Origin of the sequence: Janthinobacterium kumbetense, assembly GCF_023703445.1 — a bacterium.
Lineage (GTDB): Bacteria > Pseudomonadota > Gammaproteobacteria > Burkholderiales > Burkholderiaceae_D > Janthinobacterium > Janthinobacterium kumbetense.
On the sequence record NZ_JAMQGR010000001.1, the window covers coordinates 1548710 to 1571203 of the forward strand.

Sequence of the window (22494 nt, forward strand, 5' to 3'; positions counted from 1 at the left end):
ACTCACCGCAGGGAGTGGTTCATCATACCATTTCCTGATGCTTTTCTGGCCAAAAAACCGCAGCGCCAGGCGCCGGCGTGCCCCGCCTTACGGGGCTGGGCGGCCATCCTGCGCCAGTTTCCAGTCTTCGCGGGAAAAAACACGCTCATGGCCGGACAGTACCAGGGCCAGTTTTTGCAGCCATTGCTCGGTCGGCATGGGCTCCGCCTTGAAGCTGAGCCCCACCATCAGCACGAGGCTGGCCAGGGCCAGCGCATGGCTGACGGCGATATTCACGGCGCCGCGGGCGCTCCACATGAAGCCCAGCGCCAGCGCCAGGCCCAGCACGCAGCCGCTGACTGCCTCCGACACGCTGTGCGCATGCACGACCACGCGCGAAATGGCCACCAGCACGGCAAAGGCCACGCCGACGAGCACGCCGGCATGGCGCCAGCGCGGTGCGGCCCGCTGCAGCAGCACATACATCAGCACGGGAAACACGGCGCCGGCGCGCATGGCGTGGCCGCTGAAGCCCGTAAAATCGAGCGCGCTGCTGCCCACGCCCCAGCTCATGAAAGCCAGCTTCGACAGCACCACGAGGGCCAGGCCGCCGCCGTACCACAGGCTCCAGCTGAGCACCAGGCGCCATTGGCGCGAGACGAGCAGCCACAGGGCAATCGCCACGCCAGCCGGCCCCATCACGGACATATCGGCCGCAAAAGAAATCCCATTCCACCAAGTCATCGCGCCTGCACTTATTTCATGATCAGCTTGCACTATGCCACGACTCTGCCCTGTTCCGCGCGGCTTTTGCTGTGCTGCAGCGAAGAATTACATTCGATTACAAACTTTCCACGCTGAAACCATCGGCCCGGCATGGCATAGCGCGGCAGGCGTCAGATATTCGTCAGGCGCTTGCCCTTGGGCGGCGCAAAGTCGCGGATCGATTCGATCATGCCCACTTCCAGCGCCTGGTCGGCCGTCAGGTGCAGGTCGGAATACGCGTGCACCTGCCACTGCTCTTCCGTCAGGCTGACGTGGCCGCGCAGGATGCGCTCGGTACGCATGTCGTCGGCGCGCAAGCCCTCGACGATGATGCTGAGCGCGTCGGGGCGGGAACCGGGCGAGGCCGTCGCATGCGACTTGTGCACCATGAAGCGGGCCGTGTCGCTGGCATGGCGGTGCCGCCCCGCCAGGAACAGGGTGACGGCGATGGAGGCCACGGCGCCCGCGTTGTAGGTGATGATGTCGAGCGGCAACTTGCTGAGGAAGTTGTACAGACAGATGCCGTCGCTGACATAGCCGCCGTTCGACTGGATCAGGATGTGCGCGGTGGTGAGCTTGTCTTCCGTGATGTCGGCCGCGGCGTTGAAGACGCGCCGCACCATATCGCTGTTGACGTCGCCCGAGAGGGTAAAGTAACCGTGCTGCTCGGTGTTGTTTTGCGTCTCGCTTTGTGTAGTGTTCATGGCAGGCACCCGCAAGAAAGCCAGAATTTCATCATAGCGCATTCCCGCGCGGCCGGGCGCCCTTTTGCGGCGCCGCCAGCCCCCTGACAGCCCCGCAAACCGGGGCTTTTGCTGCAATTTGGCAACGTCTTTTCAGATTGACAGAAACACCCTGCTGGCATATATTCCTCCCACTTGATCGGGAGAGGGCAAACCAGCGTTGCCGCCGAAGGGGCACTACCCAAAAACTCTCAGGCAAAAGGACCGATCAGGCGGACTGAAGCTGTTGCTTTGGCGACACGTTTCAGCTCAACTCTGGAGAGCGGCCGCGGCTATTGCCGGCGGCCCACCGAAGGGGCGCACGGGGCAAGCCCCCGTAATCTCTCAGGTACAAAGGACAGGGGGGTCAGTGATCACGCTGGAAAGCCGTGTTTGGCTATTCTATGTTTTGTTAACTCCCCTTTTACCTTCGTCCCGAGGAATCCATGACGCTCAAAGCGACCCCACTCAATAACGCCCACCGTGCCCTCGGCGCCCGCATGGTCGATTTCGGCGGCTGGGACATGCCCGTCAACTACGGCTCGCAAATCGAAGAACACAACGCCGTGCGCGGCGATGCCGGCATGTTCGACGTGTCCCATATGTGCGTGGTCGATATCGAAGGTCCGAACGTGCGCGCCTTCCTGCGCGGCTTGCTGGCCAACAACGTTGACAAGCTGCAAGTGTCGGGCAAGGCGCTGTACTCGTGCATGCTCAATGCCGAAGGCACCGTCATCGATGACCTGATCGTCTACTTCTTCAACGAAAACTGGTTCCGCCTCGTCGTCAACGCGGGCACGGCTGAAAAAGACGTGGCGTGGATGCAGCAGCAAAACACCAACACCAACAGCGGCCTGACGATCACCGAGCGCCGCAATGCCAACAATCCGATGGCCCTGGTGGCCGTGCAAGGCCCGAACGCGCGCGCCAAGGTGTGGCAAGTGCTGCCGGAAACGCAAGCCGCGTCCGAAGCCATCAAGCCGTTCAACGTCGTCATCGTCAAGGACACGGCCTTCGGCGAAGTCATGCTGGCGCGCACCGGCTACACGGGCGAAGACGGCTTTGAAATCGGCGTGGCCGCGACCCAGGTGGAAGCGCTGTGGAACGCCCTGGCGGCGGCCGGCGTCAAGCCGGCCGGCCTGGGCGCGCGCGACACCCTGCGCCTGGAAGCGGGTATGAATCTGTACGGCCAGGACATGGATGAAACCGTCAACCCGCTCGACGCGGGCCTGGCGTGGACCATCGACCTGGTCAGCGAGCGTGACTTCATCGGCAAGGCGGCCCTGCTGGCCAAGGGCCAGAATGCGCAATTCGTCGGTTTGATCCTGCGCGAAAAAGGCGGCGTGCTGCGCGCCCACCAGAAAGTCATCATCGCCGGCAGCGAAGCCACGGGCGAAATCACCAGCGGCACCTTCAGCCCGACGATGCAGGAAGCGATCGCGCTGGCGCGCGTGCCGAACGGCGTCGCCGTGGGCGACACCGTGCACGTGGAAATCCGCGGCAAGCAGCTGGCCGCTTCCGTCGTCAAGCTGCCTTTCGTGCGTAACGGTAAAATCCTGGCTGCGTAAGGTTTTATAGAGCCGCCCGCAAGACCGTACAACCATAATCAATAACGAACACTTACCATCTGGAGCCACACATGAACATTCCTGCAGACCTGAAGTACACCGCTTCCCACGAATGGGTACGCCTTGAAGGCGACGGCACGATCACCGTCGGCATCACCGAGTACGCGCAGGACGCCCTGGGCGACATCGTCTTCGTCGAACTGCCAACCGTGGGCAACACCTACGGCGCCGGCGACGACGCCGCCGTGGTGGAATCGGTCAAGGCAGCGAGCGACATCTACGCGCCGATCGCCGGCGAAGTCGTGGCCGTCAACGACGACGTGGTCAACTCGCCCGAGTCGATCAATGCCGACGCCTACGCCAACTGGCTGTTCAAGATCAAGCCAGCCGACGTGTCGGCCCTGGACGGCTTGCTCGACGCTGCCGCCTATGGCGCCACCACCGGCGCCTAATCGCGTTTGACTCACGGGCCGCAATCGCGGCCCGTTTGCATTTTTTCTGCGCTGCGCCCGCGCGCCGCATCCCGGTTTTTCAGTCTTTTTTGGCCTCTATATCATGACCCGCACCAGCCTGACCCAACTCGAAGCACGCGATGCCTTCATCGCCCGCCACATCGGCCCTTCCCACACCGAACAAGCAGCCATGCTGGCGACCCTCGGCTATCCATCGCGCGCCGCGCTGATCGACGCCCTGGTACCGGCCAACATCCGCAACAAGGGCGCCCTGCCCCTGGGCGCCTATTCGCAGCCGATGCCGGAACAGGAAGCCCTGTCGCGCCTGAAAGCCATCGCCGGCAAGAACCAGGTTCTCAAATCCCTGATCGGCCAAGGCTACTACAACACATTCACGCCCGGTGTCGTTTTGCGCAACATCTTTGAAAATCCGGCCTGGTACACGGCGTACACGCCTTACCAGCCTGAGATTTCGCAAGGCCGCCTGGAAGCGATCCTGAACTTCCAGCAAGTGATCACCGATCTGACCGGCATGGGCATCTCGAACGCCTCGATGCTGGACGAAGGCACGGCCGCCGCCGAAGCGATGACCCTGATCCAGCGCGTGGGCAAGTCGAAGTCGAACGTGCTGTATGTGGCCAATGACGTGCTGCCGCAAACGCTGGAAGTGGTGCAGACGCGCGCCCAGCCGATCGGCATCGAAGTGCGCACGTTCGATCCGGCGGAAATCGAATCGCTGGACGCCTGCTTCGGCGTGCTGCTGCAATACCCTGGCGTCAACGGCGTCGTGCGCGATTACCGCGCCGGCGTGGAAAAACTGCACGCGAACGGCGCCATGGTCATCGTCGCGGCCGACCTGCTGGCCCTGACCATGCTCACGCCTCCGGGCGAATGGGGCGCCGACGTCGTCGTCGGCAACAGCCAGCGCTTCGGCGTGCCGCTCGGCTTCGGCGGCCCGCACGCGGGCTATCTGTCCACGCGCGATGAATTCAAGCGCAATATGTCGGGCCGCCTGGTGGGCGTGACCGTCGATGCGCAAGGCAACAAGGCGTACCGCCTGGCCCTGCAAACGCGCGAACAGCATATTCGCCGCGAAAAAGCGACCTCGAACATCTGCACGGCGCAAGTGCTGCTGGCCGTGATGGCTTCGATGTACGCCGTCTACCACGGCCCGGCCGGCCTGCTGCAGATCGCCCGCCGCGTGCACCGCTTTACGGGCGTGCTGGCCGCCAACCTGAAGACCCTCGGCTATGGCGTCGTCAATGCGAGCTACTTCGACACCCTGACCATCAACGTCGTCGATGCGGCGCAGCTGCACGCGACGGCCATGCACCACGGCGTCAACCTGCGCAAGATCGACAACACCCACGTGGGCGTGTCGCTCGATGAAACCACCACGCGCGACGATATCGCGCTGCTGTGGAAGGTGTTCGCGCACGGCCTGGCCAACGCGCCTGCCGCGCCGGACCTGGACAGCGTGGAAGCGGGCGTGACCAGCGCCCTGCCGGCGCAACTGGCGCGCGAAAGCGCCTACCTGACCCACCCCGTCTTCAACAGCTACCATTCGGAACACGAAATGCTGCGCTACCTGCGCAGCCTGGCCGACAAGGACCTGGCGCTGGACCGCACCATGATCCCGCTCGGTTCGTGCACCATGAAGCTGAACGCGACGAGCGAAATGATCCCCGTCACCTGGCCGGAATTTTCGAACATCCACCCGTTCGCGCCGGACGCGCAAACGGTCGGCTACCGCGAGATGATTTCGCAGCTGGAAGAGATGCTGTGCGCCTTGACGGGCTACGCGGCCGTCTCGCTGCAGCCGAACGCCGGCTCGCAGGGCGAATACGCGGGTCTGCTGGTGATCAAGGCCTACCATGAATCGCGCGGCGAAGGCCACCGCAACATCTGCCTGATCCCGTCGTCGGCGCACGGCACCAACCCCGCCTCGGCCAACATGGTCGGCATGCAGGTGGTCGTCACCAGCTGCGACGCCAACGGCAACGTGGACCTGGCCGACCTGAAGGCGAAGGCGGAAAAGCACAGCGCCAACCTGGCCTGCGTAATGGTCACCTACCCGTCCACCCACGGCGTGTTTGAAGAAGGCATCCAGGAACTGTGCGAAATCATCCACGCGCACGGCGGCCAGGTCTACATCGACGGCGCCAACATGAACGCGCTGGTCGGCGTGGCCGCTCCCGGCTCGTTTGGCGGCGACGTATCCCACCTGAACCTGCATAAAACCTTCTGCATCCCGCACGGCGGCGGCGGACCAGGCGTCGGCCCGATCGGCGTCGGCGCCCACCTGGCGAAATTCCTGCCGAACCAGCGTTCCTCGGGCTACCAGCGCGACGCCGCCGGCATCGGCGCCGTCAGCGCCGCGCCGTTCGGCTCGGCCAGCATCCTGCCGATTTCGTGGATGTACATCGCCATGATGGGCGCGGAAGGCTTGACGGCCGCCACCGAGACGGCGATCCTGGCGGCGAACTACATCGCACGCCGCCTGGCGCCGCACTACCCGGTGCTGTACTCGGGCCACGACGGCCTGGTCGCCCACGAGTGCATCCTGGACCTGCGCCCGATCACGGACGCCACCGGCATCAGCAACGAAGACGTGGCCAAGCGCTTGATGGACTTCGGTTTCCATGCGCCGACCATGAGCTTCCCCGTGCCGGGCACCCTGATGATCGAGCCGACGGAAAGCGAATCGAAAGTGGAGATCGACCGCTTCATCGACGCCATGATCGCCATCCGCGCGGAAATCGCCAAGGTCGCCAGCGGTGAATTCGACCACGACGACAACCCGCTGAAAAACGCGCCGCACACGGCACAGGTATTGATGTCGGACAACTGGGAACGCAAGTACAGCCGCGAAATCGCCGCCTACCCCGTCGCTTCCTTGCGCCAGCGCAAATACTGGCCGCCGGTCGGCCGCGCCGACAACGTGTACGGCGACCGCAACCTGTTCTGCGGTTGCGCACCGATCAGCTCCTACGAAGAGGAATAACGCCAGACCAAACCTACTGCGCGTCGCGCTTTGCGGCCGGCGATGCTCACCGTACTGAAGTACGGTTGCGCTTCTCGACCACAAATCGCTGACGCTCGCTACGGTTTTGTCAGGCGTCGATACTCAGTAATCAGGAATTAAAATCCCGGCGAAAACCGGGAACATTAAACCAGAACGGCAGGCCGCAAGGTCTGCCGTTTTTTTATGCGCCGCGTTACAGCGCCAGCAAGGCCGCGCCCGGCAATCCCAGGGCGGTGCCCAGCATCGTCAGCAGCACGACATCGCGCCGCTCGCAGCGGGCACGGTGCGAACTCCAGGCGGCAAACAGCAAGGCCACGGCCACGCCGCTGAGCGAAATACCCACTTCCGTCATGTCCGCTCTCCCCGCAGATGCGGCGCAGCCGCCATTGTTACATTCATCATCGTCGTCATCCTTTGCCTTTATTGAGTTGGCTACCTATCGGTAGGTAGTCAGTGTACAATAAAAAAGACGGCAATGTCCATGCCGTGTTTTTTGACGATACAAAGGAAGCGCAATGCAGCAGCAAACCACTCTCCCCGCCGCCAGTCTCGGGCTGGCGGCTTCCCTGGCCCTGGTGGCCGTGCTCGGCCCAGCCGGCATCGACATGTACCTGGCCTCGATGCCCGCCATGGCGCGCGAGCTGCACACCTCGTATGCGAACGTGCAGCTGAGCCTGACGGTTTTCCTGCTCGCCCTGGGCGGCGGGCAATTGCTGTGCGGGCCGCTGACCGACATGCTGGGCCGGCGCCGTCCGCTGCTGGCCGGCATCGCCGTGTACATTCTTGCCGCCGTGTGGGCGTCGCAGGCGGATCAATTGAGCACCCTGCTGCTGGCGCGCTTGCTGCAAGGCATGGGCGCCGCGCTGACCCTGGTCGTGGTGATGAGCATGGTGCGCGACGTGGCCGATGGCGTCAAAGCGGCGCAGCTGTTTGCCCTCTTGATGACCATCGTCGGCCTGGCGCCCGTGCTGGCGCCCGCCGTGGGCGGCTTGCTCGACGCCCACTACGGCTGGCGCGCCGTGATGCTGGCCCTGGCCGCGCTGGGTGTCTTGACCTTGCTCAATAGCGCGCTGTTCCTGCCAGAAACCCTGCCAGCGGCCCGGCGCGTCGCGCCGCGCGGCATGCACCGCACGTATGCGCGCATCGCGCTGGACCGCGCCTTCCTGCTGCCCGCGCTGGCCCTGTCGGCCACTTTCTTTTTCCTGTTTGCCTATATCGGCGGCGCATCGCTCGTGTATCAGCGCGATTTCGGCCTGTCCGCGGGCAGCTTCGGCCTCGTCTTCGGCGCCACGGGCGTGGCCGTGCTGCTGGGCGCCATGGCCAGCGGCCGCCTGGTGGAAAAGCACGGCGTGGCGCGCCTTTGCGTGGCGGGCAGCGTGGCCATGCTGGGCGGCGCGGGGCTGGCCCTGCTCGGCGCCTGGGCGGGAGCAGGCATTGCAGCCGTCGTGCCCGGCATGTTCGTGGCCCTGTTTGGCCTGGGCATCGCGGAAGCGGCGCTGATGGCCATGGCCATGGGTTCCCAGCAGCGCGCGCTCGGTTCCACGGCCGCCCTGCTGGGCGCCATCCAGATGACCTTGTCGTCGCTGGCCACGCCGCTGGCGGCCAGCCTGTCCGAATGGGGGCCGCTGCCGTGGCTGCTGTTCTTGACCGTGGCCGGCCTGCTGGTATCATGGCTGACCCTGGCCACTGCGCGCGTCCATCCGGTCCATGCCAGCAGCCTGGGAGCGCACTGACGCCTCACCCCATATCACCCCCATGATGAAAAAACGCTCGGCCTCGGCCGATAACATCTGTGCCGTCGCCGTCGTCCACTTTTCGGAACACGGCTACGACGCTTCGTCCCTCAGCGACATCGCCGCGCAGGCGGGCATGCGCAAGGCGTCGCTGTATTCGCACTTCGCCGGCAAGGACGCCCTCTTCCTCGACGTGTTTGCCGACGCCCTGGCCGAAGAGCAAGCCTTCATGGACAGCTGCTTCGCCGACGAAGCGGCGCTGGCGGCGCCCGGCGGCCAGCAAGCCGGCGCCCTGTACTGCGACCGCATGGCGCAGCGCTATGCGGACTCGGCCCATTTGCGCTTTCTGCTGCGCACGGCGTATTTGCCGCCCGCGCCCCTGCGCGTGGAAGTGGGCACGGGCTACGAAGCCTTGCTGGCGCAGCTGCAGCGGTATTACGTGCAGAGCCTGGCCCGTCTCGCGCCCACGTTATCGCCGCAGCGCATCGACCTGTATGCGCAAGCCTACCTGGGCATCGTCGACAGCCTGCACGTAGAGCTGATCTACGCGGGCGGCGCCGCGCTGCAGCAGCGCCACGCGGCGCTGTGGCAGATATTGTCCGATTCGCTGGCGATGGCGGCGCAACATGGCTGAGCATGCGGCCTGCCACAGTCACATTACACTTTGGAAACCTAAGATTTCTTCAGTTGACACTCTTGCAGCATGTGCATAAGATGCCCCCATTATTCATTTACGGAGTCCCACGTGGGTACTTGTTCTAGTGACAGTAGCCGATCTTGTATCGGCGATTGCCTCGGCAGCTAAACAGCAAGCAACGCGGAATTCCGTTTCCTCCGTGCCTTGCTGAGCAAGGTGCGGTGTCTCGCGCGGCCAGTCCGGCCGCGCGCCTCTCCCCCCTCTTTCCGATCGCGACCGGCTACTGACCCGGATTGCCCGCCAGCACTATCGTGCTTTGGCGGCACGCAAGTCTTGCCTGCGGCTGCGCCGCCCGTCAACACCTCGTCGTGAAAGGAAGAGCAATGAATCTCTTCACCCGCTTATTCGAATCGTTCCTGCGCAAGCGCCATACGGCAGGCAACTTCCGCCGCCGCGCCATGCCGCTGGAAAACAGCACGGCCCGCCCCGTGCCCGACCACCTGGCGCGCCAGCTGCTGGCCGCCGCCCACGAAGACCTCGATAGCGCCCTGAACCGCCTGCACACGCGCCTGGAAGGCTTGCGCGATGCCGAAGCGCAAGTGATCGGCGCGCAAACGGGTCCGAACGAGGTCGAGCATGAAAAACCGCTGGCCTGGTACCAGCACCTGTGGCTATGTTACAAGAATCCGTTCAACCTGCTGCTCACCGTGCTGGCCATCGTGTCCTACCTGACGGAAGACCCGAAGGCGACCATCGTCATCGGCACCATGGTGATCCTGTCGACCTTGCTGCGTTTCGTGCAGGAAGGCCGCTCGAACCGCGCCGCCGAGCGCCTGAAAGCCATGGTCAGCAATACAGCCACCGTGCTGCGCAATGGCCAGCAAGTCGAACTGCCGATCCGCCAGCTGGTGCAGGGCGACCTCATCGTGCTGTCGGCCGGCGACATGATCCCCGCCGATTGCCGTTTGCTGTCCGCGAAAGACCTGTTCGTCAGCCAGGCCGCCATGACGGGCGAATCCTTGCCGGTGGAAAAGATGGCCGAGCTGGCCGACAGCGCTGGCCGCGACCCCATGGAGCTGGCCAATCTGCTGTTCATGGGCACGAATGTGATCTCGGGCGCCGCCACGGCGCTGGTGCTGGCCACGGGCAACCGCACCTACTTCGGCACCATCGCCACGCGCGTGACGGCCACCGAGCGCACGCCGACGGCGTTCGAAGCGGGCGTGAACAGCGTCAGCTGGCTATTGATCCGCTTCGCCCTCGTGATGGCGCCGCTCGTGTTCCTCATCAATGGCTGGACCAAGGGCGACTGGATGGAAGCGTTCCTGTTCGCCCTGTCCGTCGCCGTGGGCCTGACGCCGGAAATGCTGCCCATGATCGTCACCAGCACCCTGGCCAAGGGCGCCGTGAAACTGTCGAAAAAGAAAGTCGTCGTCAAGCGCCTGGACGCCATCCAGAACTTCGGCGCCATGGACGTGCTGTGCACGGACAAGACGGGTACCTTGACGCAGGACAAGATCGTGCTCGAGCGCCACACCGACGTGTTCGGCCAGCAATCCGATGAAGTGCTGCAATTCGCCTATTTGAACAGCCACTACCAGACGGGCCTCAAAAACCTGCTGGACCGCGCCGTGCTCGACCACGTGGAATTGCAGACGGAAATGCAGCTGGCGCGCGACTATGTAAAAGTCGATGAAATCCCCTTCGATTTCGTGCGCCGCCGCATGTCCGTCGTCGTTTCCGAAAAGAATGATCACCATGAACTGATCTGCAAGGGCGCCGTCGAGGAAATCCTCGCCGCCTGCAGCCATTTGCGCCTGGGCGGCGTGAATATTCCCCTCGATGCGGCTCTGCTGGACAAGGTGCTGGAAACCACGCATGGCCTGAACGCGGAAGGTTTGCGCGTGGTGGCCGTGGCCGTCAAGGAAGTGCCGCCCCATAAAACCGTGTACGGCGTGGCCGATGAAACGGCGCTCACGCTGATCGGCTATGTCGCCTTCCTCGATCCGCCGAAGGAATCGACGGCGCCCGCCCTGCGCGCGCTGGCGGAACACGGCGTGACCGTGAAAGTGTTGACGGGCGACAACCACCTCGTGACGGCGAAGATTTGCCGCGAAGTGGGCCTGGCCGTGCATGGCGTGCTGCAAGGTCCGCAACTGGACGACATGGATGACGCCACCCTGGCCAAGGCGGCCGAGGACAACACGGTATTTGCCAAGCTCAGCCCGCTGCACAAGGAGCGCCTCGTGCGCGCCCTGCGCGGCAATGGCCACATCGTCGGCTTCATGGGCGACGGCATCAACGACGCGCCCGCCCTGCGCGCGGCCGATATCGGCATTTCCGTCGATTCCGCCGTCGATATCGCCAAGGAAGCGGCCGACATCATCCTGCTGGAAAAGAGCCTGATGGTGCTGGAAGAAGGCGTGCTGGAAGGCCGCCGCACCTTCAGCAACATGCTCAAATACATTCGCATGACGGCCAGCTCGAACTTCGGCAATGTGTTTTCCGTGCTGGTGGCCAGCGCCTTTCTGCCGTTCCTGCCCATGCTGCCGCTGCACTTGCTGGTGCAAAACCTGCTGTACGACGTGTCGCAGATCGCCATCCCGTTCGACAATGTCGACGCCGAACTGATCCAGCAGCCGCTGAGCTGGAACCCGCGCGACATCGGCCGCTTCATGGTGTTTTTCGGCCCCATCAGCTCGATCTTCGACATCAGCACGTTTATCCTGATGTGGCATGTATTTGGCGCGAATACCCCGGAACAGCAAACCCTGTTCCAGTCCGGCTGGTTCGTCGTGGGCTTGCTGACGCAGACGCTGATCGTGCACCTGATCCGCACGCCGAAGCTGCCCTTCATCGACAGCATCGCTTCCGTGCCCCTGCTGGTGGCCACGACCCTGATCATGGCCGTGGGCGTCTTCCTGCCGATGGGTCCGCTGGCGACTTACTTCAAGCTGCAAGCCTTGCCATTGGGCTACTTCCCATGGCTGCTGGGCATCCTCGTCTGCTACACCCTGCTGACGACGTTCATGAAACGCGTGTACCTGCGCAAATTCGGCTGGCAATAGTATGATGGGCCGCTCTTACCCCTACACAAGGCACGCATGAGCGGCTCCCCCTCACCTTCATCCCTATCCAAACGCACGCAGGCCCTGCTGCTGTCGGGCCTCGTGTTTCCCGGCAGCGGGCATTTCTTATTAAAGCGCAAGGCGCGCGGCTGCCTGTTCATTGTGCCCGCGCTGGTCGCGCTGGTGCTCGTATTGCGCCAGATCATGGCACGATTGGATCAAGTTATGGCGCAGATCGACAGCGGCGCCCTGCCCCTCGACGTGCAACTGATCGCGGAAAAAGTCGATGCGCTGTCGGCCCATGACGGCCCCGCCATGACGGTGGCCGTGGGTGTGCTGGTGGCATGCTGGATCGGCAGCCTCGTCGATACCATGCTATTGAAACCCTAAGGTCGCTGGCGTCAGACGGCATCACCCTTGACGCGGCGCGGCTTCGGTCCGCGTACGGCAGCGATGCGCGCCTCGCTGCGCACCTGCACGCGGTCGCTGAACCAGCCCTGCAAATCCTCGCCAAAGCCGGCCGGCGCCGCACTGCCCACGCCTTGCGCCAGGTCGGCCAGGGTCGTCTTGGCCAGCTCGGCGCGCATGCTTTTCTCGGCGCGCAGCATCAAGGCATGGATGCCGCACACGCCGCTGGTCATCCAGCCGGGCGGCTCGCCTTCATACAGGGTGCAGCGGCTGCGGATCTGCTGGCAATCGAACAGCGGTTTCGGCCCCTCGATGGCGTCCACCACGTCGAGCACGCTGATCTCGGCAGCCGGACGCGCCAGCTGGTAGCCGCCGCGTATGCCTTCCGACGCCGTCACGATGCCCGCCTTCTCCAGCTTGGGGAAGATTTTTGCCAGGAAAGAGACGGAAATGCCCTGCAATTCCGCCAGGTCGCGGCTGCTGGCAGGCTCGGCAAGCGGCTGCGCCAGATACAGCAGGCAATGCAAGCCATACTCGGTGCCGCTTCCATAATGTGCCATGATGCCATTCCTCCGTTGCAAAACGGGGACTGTAGCACTCCCCGTTTGCAGCCGCAAGGCTACAGCGACAGCTCGAACGCGGGATCGGCGGCCGCCAGCGCCGCCGCGCTGTCGGCGGGCGGATAAATCACGCGGCCATTGATGGCCACCTTCAAGGCCTTGCCTTCGCTGCCCGTCATCCACACCTTGCGCTCCCAGCCCTGCGTGACGACCGCGCCCCACGCCCCCAGGTCCAGGCACGTCACATAATACGGCTGGCGGTAGGGCCGCGTGGCCAGGCCCAGCAGGTCGGCCACGGCATTATCGCCCGAGGAACGTCCAAGGAACATGGCGTGCTGGCAACTCATCAGCGTGTGATTGCCAGCGTCGTCCGTGGCCGCGACGGCCGCGTCGCCCGTGGCAAACACCTTGCCCGCGCCAGGCACGCGCAAGTCGTTCGCCACCCGCAGGCGGCCCGCCGCGTCCTTGTCACCGGGAATCTGCGCCGTCAGCGCGCTGGCCCGCACGCCCGCCGTCCACACCACGGTGGCCGCCTCGATGCGCTCGCCATCGGCCGTCGTCAAGCCGTCCCCGTCGATGGCGGCGACGGCCGAACCGAGCCGGCATTCCACGCCCAGCTCCGCCAGCGCCTGCTCGATCACGGGACGCGGTCCCGGTCCCAGGTCGGGGCCGATGTCGGGCGCCCGCTCGACGATGATCACCTTGATCTCGGCATCCTGCCCCAGGATGGCGCGCAGGCGGGCCGGCAGCTCGGCCGCCAGCTCGATGCCCGTGAAGCCGCCACCGGCCACGATGACCGTATTGCGCGCGGCCGATGCGGGCCGGGCAGCCAGACCATGCAGGTGCGCATCGAGCGCCACCGCGTCGTCGCGCTGGTCGGTGCTGAAGGCAAATTCTTGCAAGCCAGGAATATCCGGCCGGAACAGGCTGCTGCCCGCCGCCAGCACCAGGCGGTCATAGGCCAGGGTCGAACGGCTGCCGTCGGCGGCCACGATGTCGACCTCGTCGCTGGCGCTGCGGATGGCCTCGACCTTGCCCGCGATGAAGCGCACGCCCGTGTCGTCAAACAGTTGCTGCAACGGCACCACCATGCCGGCAGGCGCCGGCTCGTACAGGCGCGGGCGCATCGTCAGCACGGCTTCCGGCGCCACCAGCGCCACTTCGATGTCGCCTGCCGCAACGTTTTCCAGCCGCAGGCGGCGCACGGCGGCCAGGGCACTCCACAAGCCGGCAAAGCCGGCACCAATGATCAATACGCGCTGTGTCATGTTTTTTCTCCTTGATTTGATAACGCAGACTATATCACTCCGCGTTATGCGACGCAAGCGGACATGCTGAAAAAGGCGCAGCCTGTCTTGCGGTCCGCGCCGCACTCGCGTAGATTCGCGGCACAACGAACAGGGAAAGTCCCATGCAAGAGGAATTGGAAACATTGCTGGCAGCAGCGTTCAAGAGCGAGCGGATACAGGCGCGCCGGCTGGCGGCGCTGGAAGGCATCGCCGGCGACGCGGCGCTGCAGCGCATACTGGAACAGGCGGCAGGCACGCAGGGCCTTGCCGCCCTGCTGGCGACACGGACGCAGGCGCGCGCGGCCGACGCGCAGCGCAAGGCGCAAAAGATCAGCGACCGCCAGCAGGCGCAAGCGGCCAGGCGCCTGCCGGCTGGCCCCGCTTCGGCCTGGCGCGGCTGGTTCGACGGCTCCGCCCACCCGAATCCGGGCAAGCTGGGCATCGGCGCCCTGCTGCTGGGGCCGAACGGCGAACGTATCGAAGTGAGCGAGGCGGCCGGTTATGGCAGCAGCAGCGACGCGGAATACGCGGCCCTGACGGCCGTGCTGCAGGCGGCACTCGGCGTGCGCCCGCCGCCCGCGCAACTGCTGCTGTACGGCGACAGCCAGGTGGTGATCAACGATGTATTGGGAACGGCGGCGGCAGGCGCCAAGGGACTGGAAATACACAGGGCCACCGTAGTGGCCCTGCTGGAACAATTACACGATGTAACGCTGCGCTGGCTGCCGCGCCACCGCAATGGCGAGGCGGACCGGCTGTCGCAGCTGGCGATCGCCGGCTGGGTGGAGGAAGACCCTCCACCCCTTGCCGTTTAGGCGGCGCGGCCGATCTGCAATGCCTCTTGCGGCGCCTTGGCCGCCGGGCGCTTGCCGCCGCCCACGGCCTTCAAGCCGCCGGCGCCGGCCTGCTGGCCATTCAATTTAAAGACGCTGACCACTTGCGCCAGGTTGTGCGCCTGGTGCTGCATCGATTCGGCGGCGGCCGCCGACTCTTCCACCAGGGCCGCATTTTGTTGCGTCACGGCATCCATCTGGCCGATGGCCCGGTTGATCTCGTCGATGCCCACGCTTTGCTCGCTGCTGGCCGCCGTGATTTCCGTGATGATGTCGCTCACGCGCTGCACGCTGTCGACGATGTCGTTCATGGTCGAACCGGCTTGCGCCACCAGCATGCTGCCCGCGTTGACTTGCTCCACGGAAGCGCCGATCAGGGTCTTGATCTCTTTCGCCGCCGACGCCGAACGCTGGGCCAGGTTGCGCACTTCGGACGCCACGACGGCAAAGCCGCGGCCCTGCTCGCCTGCGCGCGCCGCTTCCACGGCCGCGTTCAAGGCCAGGATATTCGTCTGGAAGGCGATGCCGTCGATGACGGAAATGATGTCGACGATCTTGTTCGAGGAAGCGTTGATCGATTCCATCGTGCCCACCACCTGCGCCACGACTGCGCCGCCCTTGACGGCCACTTGCGCCGCCGAGGCCGCCAACTGGTTCGCCTGGCGCGCATTGTCCGCATTCTGTTTCACGGTGCTGGTCAGTTCTTCCATCGACGATGCCGTTTCTTCCAGGGAACCGGCCTGCTCTTCCGTGCGGGAAGACAGGTCCTGGTTGCCGGCGGCAATTTCCGTCGACGACGTCGCGATGCTGTCCGTACCTGCGCGCACTTCGCTGACGATGTTGAGCAAGCTCGTGTTCATGTCCTTCAGGGCCAGCAAAAGTTGCCCGGTTTCATCTTTGGCGCTGGCGTCGATCTGCGCCGTCAAGTCGCCATCAGCTACCTTGCGGGCGATTTCCACGGCCGTGCGCAGGGGGCGCACGATGCCCGTCGTCAACAGCCAGGCGCAGACGACGCCAAAGCCCAGCGCCAGCACGGCCAGGGTCAGCAGCAAGTTACGGCTCGTCTTGGCGACCTCGTCGATCTCGCGCGCCGTCGTGTCGATGCTGGCGCGCTGGTGCTGCAGCATGTCGTTGACCACTTTCAGGTATTTCGTCGAACCGGGCACGAAGATGCCCTGGAACGCCTTTTCTGCCTCGGCTTCCTGTCCATCCGCCTTCAGCTTCGACACTTGCGCGCGCGAATCGAGGTAGACCTTGCGCTGTTCGCTCACCAGGCGGAACAGTTCCTTTTCTTCCGGGCTGGAAATCAAGGCTTCGATTTTCTTTTGCAATTCGCCCGACACGACGGACGATTGCTTGGCCTCTTCCGCAAAATACGCGCCCAGTGACGTGTCGCTGCTGCGCGCGATAGCCGTGGTGCGGCGCACGCCGCTATCGATCTTTGCATACCAGTCGGAAATATAGCGTTCCTTCGCCAGCGGCAGCTCCATCATGGTGCGCGTGGCCATGGCCACGTCGTGCAAGCGCCACACGCTGATGCCCGTAATGAGCATGGAAAACAGCAAAATCACGGCAAAACCCAGGCCGAGGCGCACACCAATACTGACGTTTCTTAACAAATTCATGTGAATATCCTAAAAAAGCGGAACCAGACTATATAAAAGGGGTTGCGGCTGCCCGGGGCAGCCGCGGCGGCATCAGCGCGTGCCGATGCGCAAAGTGGTTTGCGGCGCTGCCGGGCGTTTCTGCGCGTGCTGCACACCCTTCACGCCGCCGGCGCCGGCCTGCTGGCCATTGAGTTTAAAGACGCTGACCACTTGCGCCAGGTTGTGCGCCTGGTGCTGCATCGATTCGGCGGCGGCCGCCGATTCTTCCACCAGGGCCGCATTTTGTTGCGTCACGGCATCCATCTGGCCGATGGCCCGATTGATCTCGTCGATGCCCACGCTTTGCTCGCTGCTGGCCGCCGTGATTTCCGTGATGATGTCGCTCACGCGTTGCACGCTGTCGACGATATCGTTCATGGTCGAACCGGCTTGCGCCACCAGCATGCTGCCCGCGTTGACTTGCTCCACGGAAGCGCCGATCAGGGTCTTGATCTCTTTCGCCGCCGATGCGGAACGCTGGGCCAGGTTGCGTACTTCGGACGCCACGACGGCAAAGCCGCGGCCCTGCTCGCCCGCGCGCGCCGCTTCCACGGCCGCGTTCAGGGCCAAAATGTTCGTCTGGAAGGCGATGCCGTCGATGACGGAAATAATGTCGACAATCTTGTTCGACGAAGCATTGATCGATTCCATCGTGCCCACCACCTGCGCCACGACTGCGCCGCCCTTGACGGCCACTTGCGCCGCCGAGGCCGCTAACTGGTTCGCCTGGCGCGCATTGTCCGCATTCTGTTTCACGGTGCTGGTCAGCTCTTCCATCGACGAGGCTGTTTCTTCCAGGGAACCGGCCTGCTCTTCCGTGCGGGAAGACAGGTCCTGGTTGCCGGCGGCGATTTGCGTCGACGACGTCGCGATGCTGTCCGTGCCGCTGCGCACTTCGCCCACGATATTGAGCAAGCTCGTGTTCATGTCCTTCAGGGCCAGCAACAGTTGCCCGGTTTCATCTTTGGCGCTGGCGTCGATCTGCGCCGTCAAGTCGCCATCGGCCACCTTGCGGGCGATGTCCACGGCCGTGCGCAGGGGGCGCACGATGCCCATCGTCAAGACCCAGGCGCACACGACGCCGAAAGCCAGCGCCAGCGCGGCCAGCACCAGCATCAGGTTGCGGCTGGTATTGGCAACGGCGTCGATCTCGCGCGCGGTGGCGTCGATCGTGGCGCGCTGGTGTTCCAACAAGTCCGACACCATCTTCTGGTATTTGGCGGCAGCCGGCACGAACGTCTTTTCAAACACGTCGTTGGCGGCATCGACCTGCGCTTCGCCCTTCAGCTTATAGACCTGGTCGCGCGAACCGATGTACACCTTGCGCTGTTCCAGCAAGCCCGCGAACATGGCTTTTTCCTCCGGCTTGTCGATCAGCGCCTCGATTTTCTTTTGCAGCTCGGCCGAGCTGGACGACGAGACTTTCGATTCTTCGGCGAAATAGCCGCTCAGCGAGGTATCGCTGCTGCGGGCAATGGCGATGGTGCGGCGCACGGCGCTGTCGATGCGGCCATACCAGTCGGAAATATAGCGTTCCTTCGCCAGCGGCTGCTCCATCATGACGCGCGTGGCGCTGGCCACATCGTGCAAGCGCCAGACGCTGATGCCCGTAATGAGCATGGAAAACAGCAAAATCACGGCAAAACCGAGTCCCAGACGGACACCGATGCTGACGTTGCGTAATAAATTCATGTGACTGTCCTAAAGAGCCCTGATGCCATGGCTGGCAGTTTCGCGCTGCTGCGGGCTGGCTGCCATGGCGAAACGGGTGTAAAAAGTGAAACTCAAGTGAAACTGGCGCACGGTTCGGCTGAACCGTGCGCCAGGAAATGCGCTAGCGTGCGCCTTGCAGAAAAAGCAAACAATGCTTGGGGTCAATTGTTTCTAAAAAACCCTCTCGCACTAGGGTGTCAGGAAATGTTCAGGGCAAGGCGCGTTGCCGAAGACAGTACGAATGTACGGCGAGGCAATGCAACGCCGTCCTGGACTTTTCCTGGCGGCCTAGGCTGCCAATTTTTCGATCAAGCCCATATCGGCGCTGGACATCAACTGGTCGATATCGACCAGGATCAGCATGCGCTCGTCGATGGTGCCCAGGCCGATCACGTATTCCGTGTTGATCGAACGGCCCATGTCCGGCGCCGGCTTGATCTGTTCCGGCATCAGGGTGGTGACGTCGGAAACGCGGTCGACGACCATGCCGACGACGCGGTTGCCGATATTGAGGATGATGACGACGGTGAACTGGTCATAGCTGGGCGTGCCCAGGTTGAACTTGATGCGCATGTCGACGATCGGCACGATGATGCCGCGCAGGTTGACCACGCCCTTGACGAACTCGGGCGCGTTGGCGATGCGGGTCGGCGTTTCATAGCTGCGGATTTCGCTGACTTTCTGGATGTCGATGCCATATTCTTCCTGGCCCAGGGTAAAGGCCAGGTATTCGGCAGCCTTGGCAACGGTTGCGCCGGTGTCGCTGGAATTGGTGTTCATGATAATCCTTTAGTTAACTCGCCTGGGGCGCAGGCCAAGCATGCACGATGACATGGCAGCCACTTGTATGTTTTTGCAAATACTTTCTCGCAATTAGCTTATGCCTCTAATTTCCGTGCGGCAATGTTACCCCATGTAAATTTTACATGCACTAAAAAAGAGCGATCACCTGATCAAATCTTTTCACAAATGCAAGTTATGTGGTGAATACGGCACGCAGCAGTGCCAGGCTTGCCACCGCACGCGGCGGTGTTTTATGCCACACTGGCGGCCCCTGCTTTTTATGACCTTGAACCATGCATTCTTTGCTTTCCCAATGGCAACCACGCCTGCTGGCGCTGGCTACGGCCGGCCTGGGCGATGACGGCGCCCACGACCTCAACCACCTGCACCGCGTCTGGCGCAATGCCAGTGTCCTGCTGCAAGAACATGCGGACGCGGACGCCCTCACCGTGATGGCCGCCTGCTACCTGCACGACCTGGTCAACCTGCCAAAGAACCACCCCGAGCGCCACCTGGCCTCGCGCCAGGCCGCAACGCTGGCTTGCCGCCAGCTGGCGGAACTGGATTTCCCATCAGAAAAATTGGCCGGCGTGGCTCACGCCATCGAGACGCACAGTTTTTCCGCCAACTTGCCGCCGCACACGCTCGAAGCCCAAATCGTGCAGGATGCCGACCGCATCGATGCGCTGGGCGCCGTGGGACTGGCGCGGTTGTTCTATACGGCGGCGCGCATGGATAGCGCGCTGGCGCACGGCACGGACCCGCTGGCACAGCAGCGTCCGCTCGACGACAAGGCTTACGCGCTCGACCATATCGTCACCAAGCTCGACAAGCTGCCCGGCAAGATGCAGACGGCGGCGGGCCGCGCGCTGGCCGAACAGCGGCTGACCGTGCTGACGGATTTCCGCGCCGCCTTTGCCGACGAATGGGGAATTGCTCTCTAGCATGGGTGGCGATAGCCAGCATGGCCCACGCTGTCTATAATGCAAGGCTCAGCTATCGCGCCGCGCGCCAGCAGGAAGCTGCCACGCGCCGGCGCCACGCCAACAACTGAACTCCGCACGCCGCACGGCGGCGCGGGGTGCGCGCCGAAAGCATGCATGTCCGATAAAACCAGCCCCGACAGCCATTCACCGTCATCGCCCGCCGCGCCCGCGCGCGCCGGCAACCTCAATTTCATCCTCGTCTGCGTCTTCATCGACATGCTGGGCATCGGCCTGGTGGTGCCCGTGCTGCCCATCCTGATCGGCGACTTTGTCAACGGCAAGGATGAGCAAGCATTCTGGTACGGCATCATGGCGGCCGTCTTCGGCTTGCTGCAATTCATCTTCATGCCCATGCTGGGCGCCATCAGCGACCGCGTGGGACGCCGTCCCGTGCTGCTGTATTCGATGGCTGGCATGGGCATCAACTTTCTCGCCACGGGCTGGGCGCCGAACCTGGCCTGCCTGTTCATCGGCCGCATCATCGGCGGCGTCTCGTCGGCCAGCATGTCGGTCGCGTCCGCCTACGCGTCCGACGTCTCCACGCACGACAACCGCGCCAAGAGCTTCGGCAAGATCGGCGCCGCCTTCGGCCTGGGCTTCATTTGCGGCCCCATGCTGGGCGGCCTGCTGGGCGAGATCAACCTGCACCTGCCGTTTTACGTGGCGGCGGGCCTGTCGGCGGCCAATTTCATCTACGGCTATTTCTGCGTGCCCGAATCGCTGCAGCCGGGTCCGCGCGCACCGTTCACCCTGGCGCGCATCAACCCGTTTGCCGCCCTGCTCAAGCTGGTGCGCCGCGTGGAGATCCGCGGCCTGGTGCTGGCCTTCGGCCTGATGACGTTTGCGCAAATGATGCTCAACACCACCTGGGTGCTGTACACGCACTTCCGCTTCGACTGGACACCGCGCCAGAACGGCATCGCCCTGTTCTGCGTGGGCCTGTGCGCGGCCGTCGTGCAGGCGGGCTTGCTGGGCATCCTCATCAAGCGTTTCGGCGAAGTGCGCCTGTCCCTGCTGGGCATGGCCTCGGGCGCCCTCACCTACCTGCTGTACGGCCTGGCGACGCAGGGCTGGATGATGTATGCGTTGATCCTGTGCAACCTGCTGGCCTTTGCCGCCGGACCGGCGCTGCAAGGCATCATCTCGAAGTCGTCCAACGCCAGCGAACAGGGAGAGCTGATGGGCTCCTTGCAATCGATCAGCAGCCTGGGCATCATCTTCATGCCTTTGCTCGGCAGCATGATCCTCGGCGAAGTGAGCCACTTGCCGCCGCAAGACTGGCGCATCGGCAGCACCTTCTACCTGTGCGCCATCATGCAAACCCTGGGCATCCTGGTGGCCTGGCGCTACTTCAAGGCGCAACGCCAGGCAAGACTTATGGTTTCCACCACAAAGTAGTCGGCGGGATAATATTGTATTTGGGAAATAAATAGGCGAGAATGGGATAATCAAGCGGGCGTTGCCGACGCCGGCGATACGATGGTGAGCAAGGATGGGTATGACTGACTTTTATTCCAGCGCCTGGCGCCGAACCGTGGCCATGCTGGCGCTGGCGCTGCCATCGCTGGCGGGCGCGCAATGCTCGCGCGACATCCAGGTGCCCGTCTCGGCCATCGGCGCCAGCGTGGTGGTGAATGGCGCCACCATCAGCGGCATCTATCCCGACTTGCTGCGCGGCATGGGTGCCAAGCTCGGCTGCAATTTCATCTTCACGGCCGTGCCCCGCGCGCGCCTGGAAGCGATGTTCGAGGCGGGCAAGGCCGACTTGCTGATCCCGGCCAGCAGCACCTTGCGGCGCGACCAGCATGGCCTGTTCATCCCCATGCTGGGCAGCCGCCCCCTGCTGATCTCGCTCCAGGGCGCGCGACCGCCCATCAACACCATGCAGGAACTGATCGAGCGGCGCGAATTGCGCGTGGCGCTCGTGCGCGGCTACGACTATGGCGCACCGTACCAGGCGCTGGCGAAGGAGCTGAGCAGCCAGGGCCGCCTGTTCTACGAAGTCGACGCCCTGTCCGTGGCGCGCCTGATGCAAAGCGGCTTCATCGACGCCACCATCATGGCGCCCACCATCCTCGCCGGCGTGGCGCAAAACGATGCGCGCGTATATGGCCTGGCCGACCGCCTGCGCCTGGAAGCGCTGCCGGAATTGCCGTGGGGCATGAGCGGCGTCTACCTGTCGCGCAAGTCGCTGACGGCGGAAGACCAGGCGACCCTGCGCGAACTGCTCGACAGGGCGGGCCGCTCCGGCGCCGTGATGGACGGCTTCCAGCGCCATCACCGCCAGGAACTGTTGTCGCTGAGCATACGCCCCCGCTAAGGCCTGC

General features: G+C 63.9%; 19 protein-coding genes and 2 riboswitches. Of the genes, 11 read left to right on the top strand and 8 right to left on the bottom strand.

The window, feature by feature from the left end:
• Nucleotides 1–87: 87 nt before the first annotated feature.
• Entirely contained in the window at nucleotides 88–723 is a 636-nt protein-coding gene (locus NCG91_RS06740; RefSeq protein WP_251349128.1) for a phosphatase PAP2 family protein, read from the bottom strand.
• A gap of 152 nt (nucleotides 724–875) precedes the next feature.
• Nucleotides 876–1448 (bottom strand): ATP-dependent Clp protease proteolytic subunit, encoded by a 573-nt coding sequence (locus NCG91_RS06745; protein ID WP_251349129.1) that lies wholly within the window; start codon nucleotides 1446–1448, stop codon nucleotides 876–878.
• Nucleotides 1449–1617: 169 nt separating this feature from the next.
• Nucleotides 1618–1704: riboswitch (glycine riboswitch) on the top strand.
• A 28-nt stretch (nucleotides 1705–1732) separates the two neighbouring features.
• A riboswitch (glycine riboswitch) is annotated at nucleotides 1733–1838 on the top strand.
• Nucleotides 1839–1912: 74 nt separating this feature from the next.
• Between NCG91_RS06745 and gcvT the strand changes: the two genes are divergently transcribed.
• The 3 genes from gcvT to gcvP all read left to right on the top strand — a co-directional run bounded on the left by gcvT (nucleotide 1913) and on the right by gcvP (nucleotide 6490).
• Nucleotides 1913–3034 (top strand): glycine cleavage system aminomethyltransferase GcvT, encoded by a 1122-nt coding sequence (gcvT, locus tag NCG91_RS06750; RefSeq protein ID WP_251349130.1) that lies wholly within the window; start codon nucleotides 1913–1915, stop codon nucleotides 3032–3034.
• A 71-nt stretch (nucleotides 3035–3105) separates the two neighbouring features.
• Nucleotides 3106–3486, top strand: a complete 381-nt coding sequence (gene gcvH / locus NCG91_RS06755) for a glycine cleavage system protein GcvH (RefSeq protein ID WP_077403327.1) — start codon at nucleotides 3106–3108, stop codon at nucleotides 3484–3486.
• 103 nt (nucleotides 3487–3589) lie between these two features.
• Nucleotides 3590–6490, top strand: coding sequence for an aminomethyl-transferring glycine dehydrogenase (gcvP, locus tag NCG91_RS06760; protein WP_251349131.1), 2901 nt, complete (start codon nucleotides 3590–3592; stop codon nucleotides 6488–6490).
• 214 nt (nucleotides 6491–6704) lie between these two features.
• Here gcvP and NCG91_RS06765 read toward each other — a convergent pair whose 3' ends face one another.
• A complete protein-coding gene (locus tag NCG91_RS06765; RefSeq protein WP_171985004.1) occupies nucleotides 6705–6863 on the bottom strand; it encodes a hypothetical protein in 159 nt (52 codons plus the stop codon).
• Between the two features lie 163 nt (nucleotides 6864–7026).
• On the opposite strand from NCG91_RS06765, the gene NCG91_RS06770 reads away from it, so the two are divergent.
• From NCG91_RS06770 to NCG91_RS06785, 4 genes are all read left to right on the top strand, one after another.
• Entirely contained in the window at nucleotides 7027–8244 is a 1218-nt protein-coding gene (locus NCG91_RS06770) for a Bcr/CflA family efflux MFS transporter (RefSeq protein ID WP_251349132.1), read from the top strand.
• Nucleotides 8245–8266: 22 nt separating this feature from the next.
• On the top strand, nucleotides 8267–8878 hold the full coding sequence (locus tag NCG91_RS06775; RefSeq protein ID WP_251349133.1) for a TetR/AcrR family transcriptional regulator: 612 nt from the start codon (nucleotides 8267–8269) through the stop codon (nucleotides 8876–8878).
• Nucleotides 8879–9264: 386 nt separating this feature from the next.
• Nucleotides 9265–11949 carry a magnesium-translocating P-type ATPase gene (gene mgtA, locus NCG91_RS06780; protein WP_251349134.1) on the top strand — a complete coding sequence of 895 codons (2685 nt, stop codon included), beginning with the start codon at nucleotides 9265–9267 and terminating at the stop codon, nucleotides 11947–11949.
• Between the two features lie 36 nt (nucleotides 11950–11985).
• Nucleotides 11986–12339, top strand: coding sequence for a DUF6677 family protein (locus tag NCG91_RS06785; RefSeq protein WP_251349135.1), 354 nt, complete (start codon nucleotides 11986–11988; stop codon nucleotides 12337–12339).
• Between the two features lie 11 nt (nucleotides 12340–12350).
• On the opposite strand, the gene NCG91_RS06790 is transcribed toward NCG91_RS06785, so the two are convergent.
• Both NCG91_RS06790 and NCG91_RS06795 read right to left on the bottom strand, forming a co-directional pair.
• Nucleotides 12351–12917, bottom strand: a complete 567-nt coding sequence (locus NCG91_RS06790; RefSeq protein ID WP_251349136.1) for an RrF2 family transcriptional regulator — start codon at nucleotides 12915–12917, stop codon at nucleotides 12351–12353.
• A 59-nt stretch (nucleotides 12918–12976) separates the two neighbouring features.
• Nucleotides 12977–14185, bottom strand: a complete 1209-nt coding sequence (locus tag NCG91_RS06795) for an NAD(P)/FAD-dependent oxidoreductase (RefSeq protein WP_251349137.1) — start codon at nucleotides 14183–14185, stop codon at nucleotides 12977–12979.
• Between the two features lie 143 nt (nucleotides 14186–14328).
• On the opposite strand from NCG91_RS06795, the gene NCG91_RS06800 reads away from it, so the two are divergent.
• Nucleotides 14329–15021, top strand: a complete 693-nt coding sequence (locus NCG91_RS06800; RefSeq protein ID WP_251349138.1) for a ribonuclease HI family protein — start codon at nucleotides 14329–14331, stop codon at nucleotides 15019–15021.
• Here the strand turns inward: NCG91_RS06800 and NCG91_RS06805 are convergent.
• From NCG91_RS06805 to NCG91_RS06815, 3 genes are all read right to left on the bottom strand, one after another.
• Nucleotides 15018–16664, bottom strand: a complete 1647-nt coding sequence (locus tag NCG91_RS06805) for a methyl-accepting chemotaxis protein (RefSeq protein WP_251349139.1) — start codon at nucleotides 16662–16664, stop codon at nucleotides 15018–15020. The two genes, NCG91_RS06800 and NCG91_RS06805, sit on opposite strands and share 4 nt — an antisense overlap.
• Nucleotides 16665–16736: 72 nt before the next feature.
• Nucleotides 16737–18377, bottom strand: a complete 1641-nt coding sequence (locus NCG91_RS06810) for a methyl-accepting chemotaxis protein (protein ID WP_251349140.1) — start codon at nucleotides 18375–18377, stop codon at nucleotides 16737–16739.
• 309 nt (nucleotides 18378–18686) lie between these two features.
• A complete protein-coding gene (locus NCG91_RS06815; protein ID WP_034752308.1) occupies nucleotides 18687–19178 on the bottom strand; it encodes a chemotaxis protein CheW in 492 nt (163 codons plus the stop codon).
• A 296-nt stretch (nucleotides 19179–19474) separates the two neighbouring features.
• On the opposite strand from NCG91_RS06815, the gene NCG91_RS06820 reads away from it, so the two are divergent.
• The 3 genes from NCG91_RS06820 (at nucleotide 19475) to NCG91_RS06830 (ending at nucleotide 22487) form a co-directional block, all read left to right on the top strand.
• A complete protein-coding gene (locus tag NCG91_RS06820; protein ID WP_251349141.1) occupies nucleotides 19475–20125 on the top strand; it encodes an HD domain-containing protein in 651 nt (216 codons plus the stop codon).
• A 156-nt stretch (nucleotides 20126–20281) separates the two neighbouring features.
• Entirely contained in the window at nucleotides 20282–21565 is a 1284-nt protein-coding gene (locus NCG91_RS06825; protein WP_099664352.1) for a TCR/Tet family MFS transporter, read from the top strand.
• 100 nt (nucleotides 21566–21665) lie between these two features.
• A complete protein-coding gene (locus NCG91_RS06830) occupies nucleotides 21666–22487 on the top strand; it encodes a substrate-binding periplasmic protein (RefSeq protein WP_099664353.1) in 822 nt (273 codons plus the stop codon).
• Nucleotides 22488–22494 lie beyond the last annotated feature (7 nt).

Bases quoted from the DNA above. Each gene is read 5' to 3' on its own strand.
- NCG91_RS06790 (WP_251349136.1), bottom strand. From the start codon at position 12,917: ATGGCACATTATGGAAGCGGCACCGAGTATGGCTTGCATTGCCTGCTG.
- NCG91_RS06770 (WP_251349132.1), top strand. From the start codon at position 7,027: ATGCAGCAGCAAACCACTCTCCCCGCCGCCAGTCTCGGGCTGGCGGCT.
- NCG91_RS06740 (WP_251349128.1), bottom strand. From the start codon at position 723: ATGACTTGGTGGAATGGGATTTCTTTTGCGGCCGATATGTCCGTGATG.
- NCG91_RS06830 (WP_099664353.1), top strand. From the start codon at position 21,666: ATGACTGACTTTTATTCCAGCGCCTGGCGCCGAACCGTGGCCATGCTG.
- NCG91_RS06745 (WP_251349129.1), bottom strand. From the start codon at position 1,448: ATGAACACTACACAAAGCGAGACGCAAAACAACACCGAGCAGCACGGT.
- NCG91_RS06775 (WP_251349133.1), top strand. From the start codon at position 8,267: ATGATGAAAAAACGCTCGGCCTCGGCCGATAACATCTGTGCCGTCGCC.
- mgtA (WP_251349134.1), top strand. From the start codon at position 9,265: ATGAATCTCTTCACCCGCTTATTCGAATCGTTCCTGCGCAAGCGCCAT.
- gcvP (WP_251349131.1), top strand. From the start codon at position 3,590: ATGACCCGCACCAGCCTGACCCAACTCGAAGCACGCGATGCCTTCATC.
- NCG91_RS06815 (WP_034752308.1), bottom strand. From the start codon at position 19,178: ATGAACACCAATTCCAGCGACACCGGCGCAACCGTTGCCAAGGCTGCC.
- NCG91_RS06805 (WP_251349139.1), bottom strand. From the start codon at position 16,664: ATGAATTTGTTAAGAAACGTCAGTATTGGTGTGCGCCTCGGCCTGGGT.
- NCG91_RS06825 (WP_099664352.1), top strand. From the start codon at position 20,282: ATGTCCGATAAAACCAGCCCCGACAGCCATTCACCGTCATCGCCCGCC.
- gcvH (WP_077403327.1), top strand. From the start codon at position 3,106: ATGAACATTCCTGCAGACCTGAAGTACACCGCTTCCCACGAATGGGTA.
- NCG91_RS06765 (WP_171985004.1), bottom strand. From the start codon at position 6,863: ATGACGGAAGTGGGTATTTCGCTCAGCGGCGTGGCCGTGGCCTTGCTG.
- NCG91_RS06795 (WP_251349137.1), bottom strand. From the start codon at position 14,185: ATGACACAGCGCGTATTGATCATTGGTGCCGGCTTTGCCGGCTTGTGG.
- NCG91_RS06800 (WP_251349138.1), top strand. From the start codon at position 14,329: ATGCAAGAGGAATTGGAAACATTGCTGGCAGCAGCGTTCAAGAGCGAG.
- gcvT (WP_251349130.1), top strand. From the start codon at position 1,913: ATGACGCTCAAAGCGACCCCACTCAATAACGCCCACCGTGCCCTCGGC.
- NCG91_RS06820 (WP_251349141.1), top strand. From the start codon at position 19,475: ATGCATTCTTTGCTTTCCCAATGGCAACCACGCCTGCTGGCGCTGGCT.
- NCG91_RS06785 (WP_251349135.1), top strand. From the start codon at position 11,986: ATGAGCGGCTCCCCCTCACCTTCATCCCTATCCAAACGCACGCAGGCC.
- NCG91_RS06810 (WP_251349140.1), bottom strand. From the start codon at position 18,377: ATGAATTTATTACGCAACGTCAGCATCGGTGTCCGTCTGGGACTCGGT.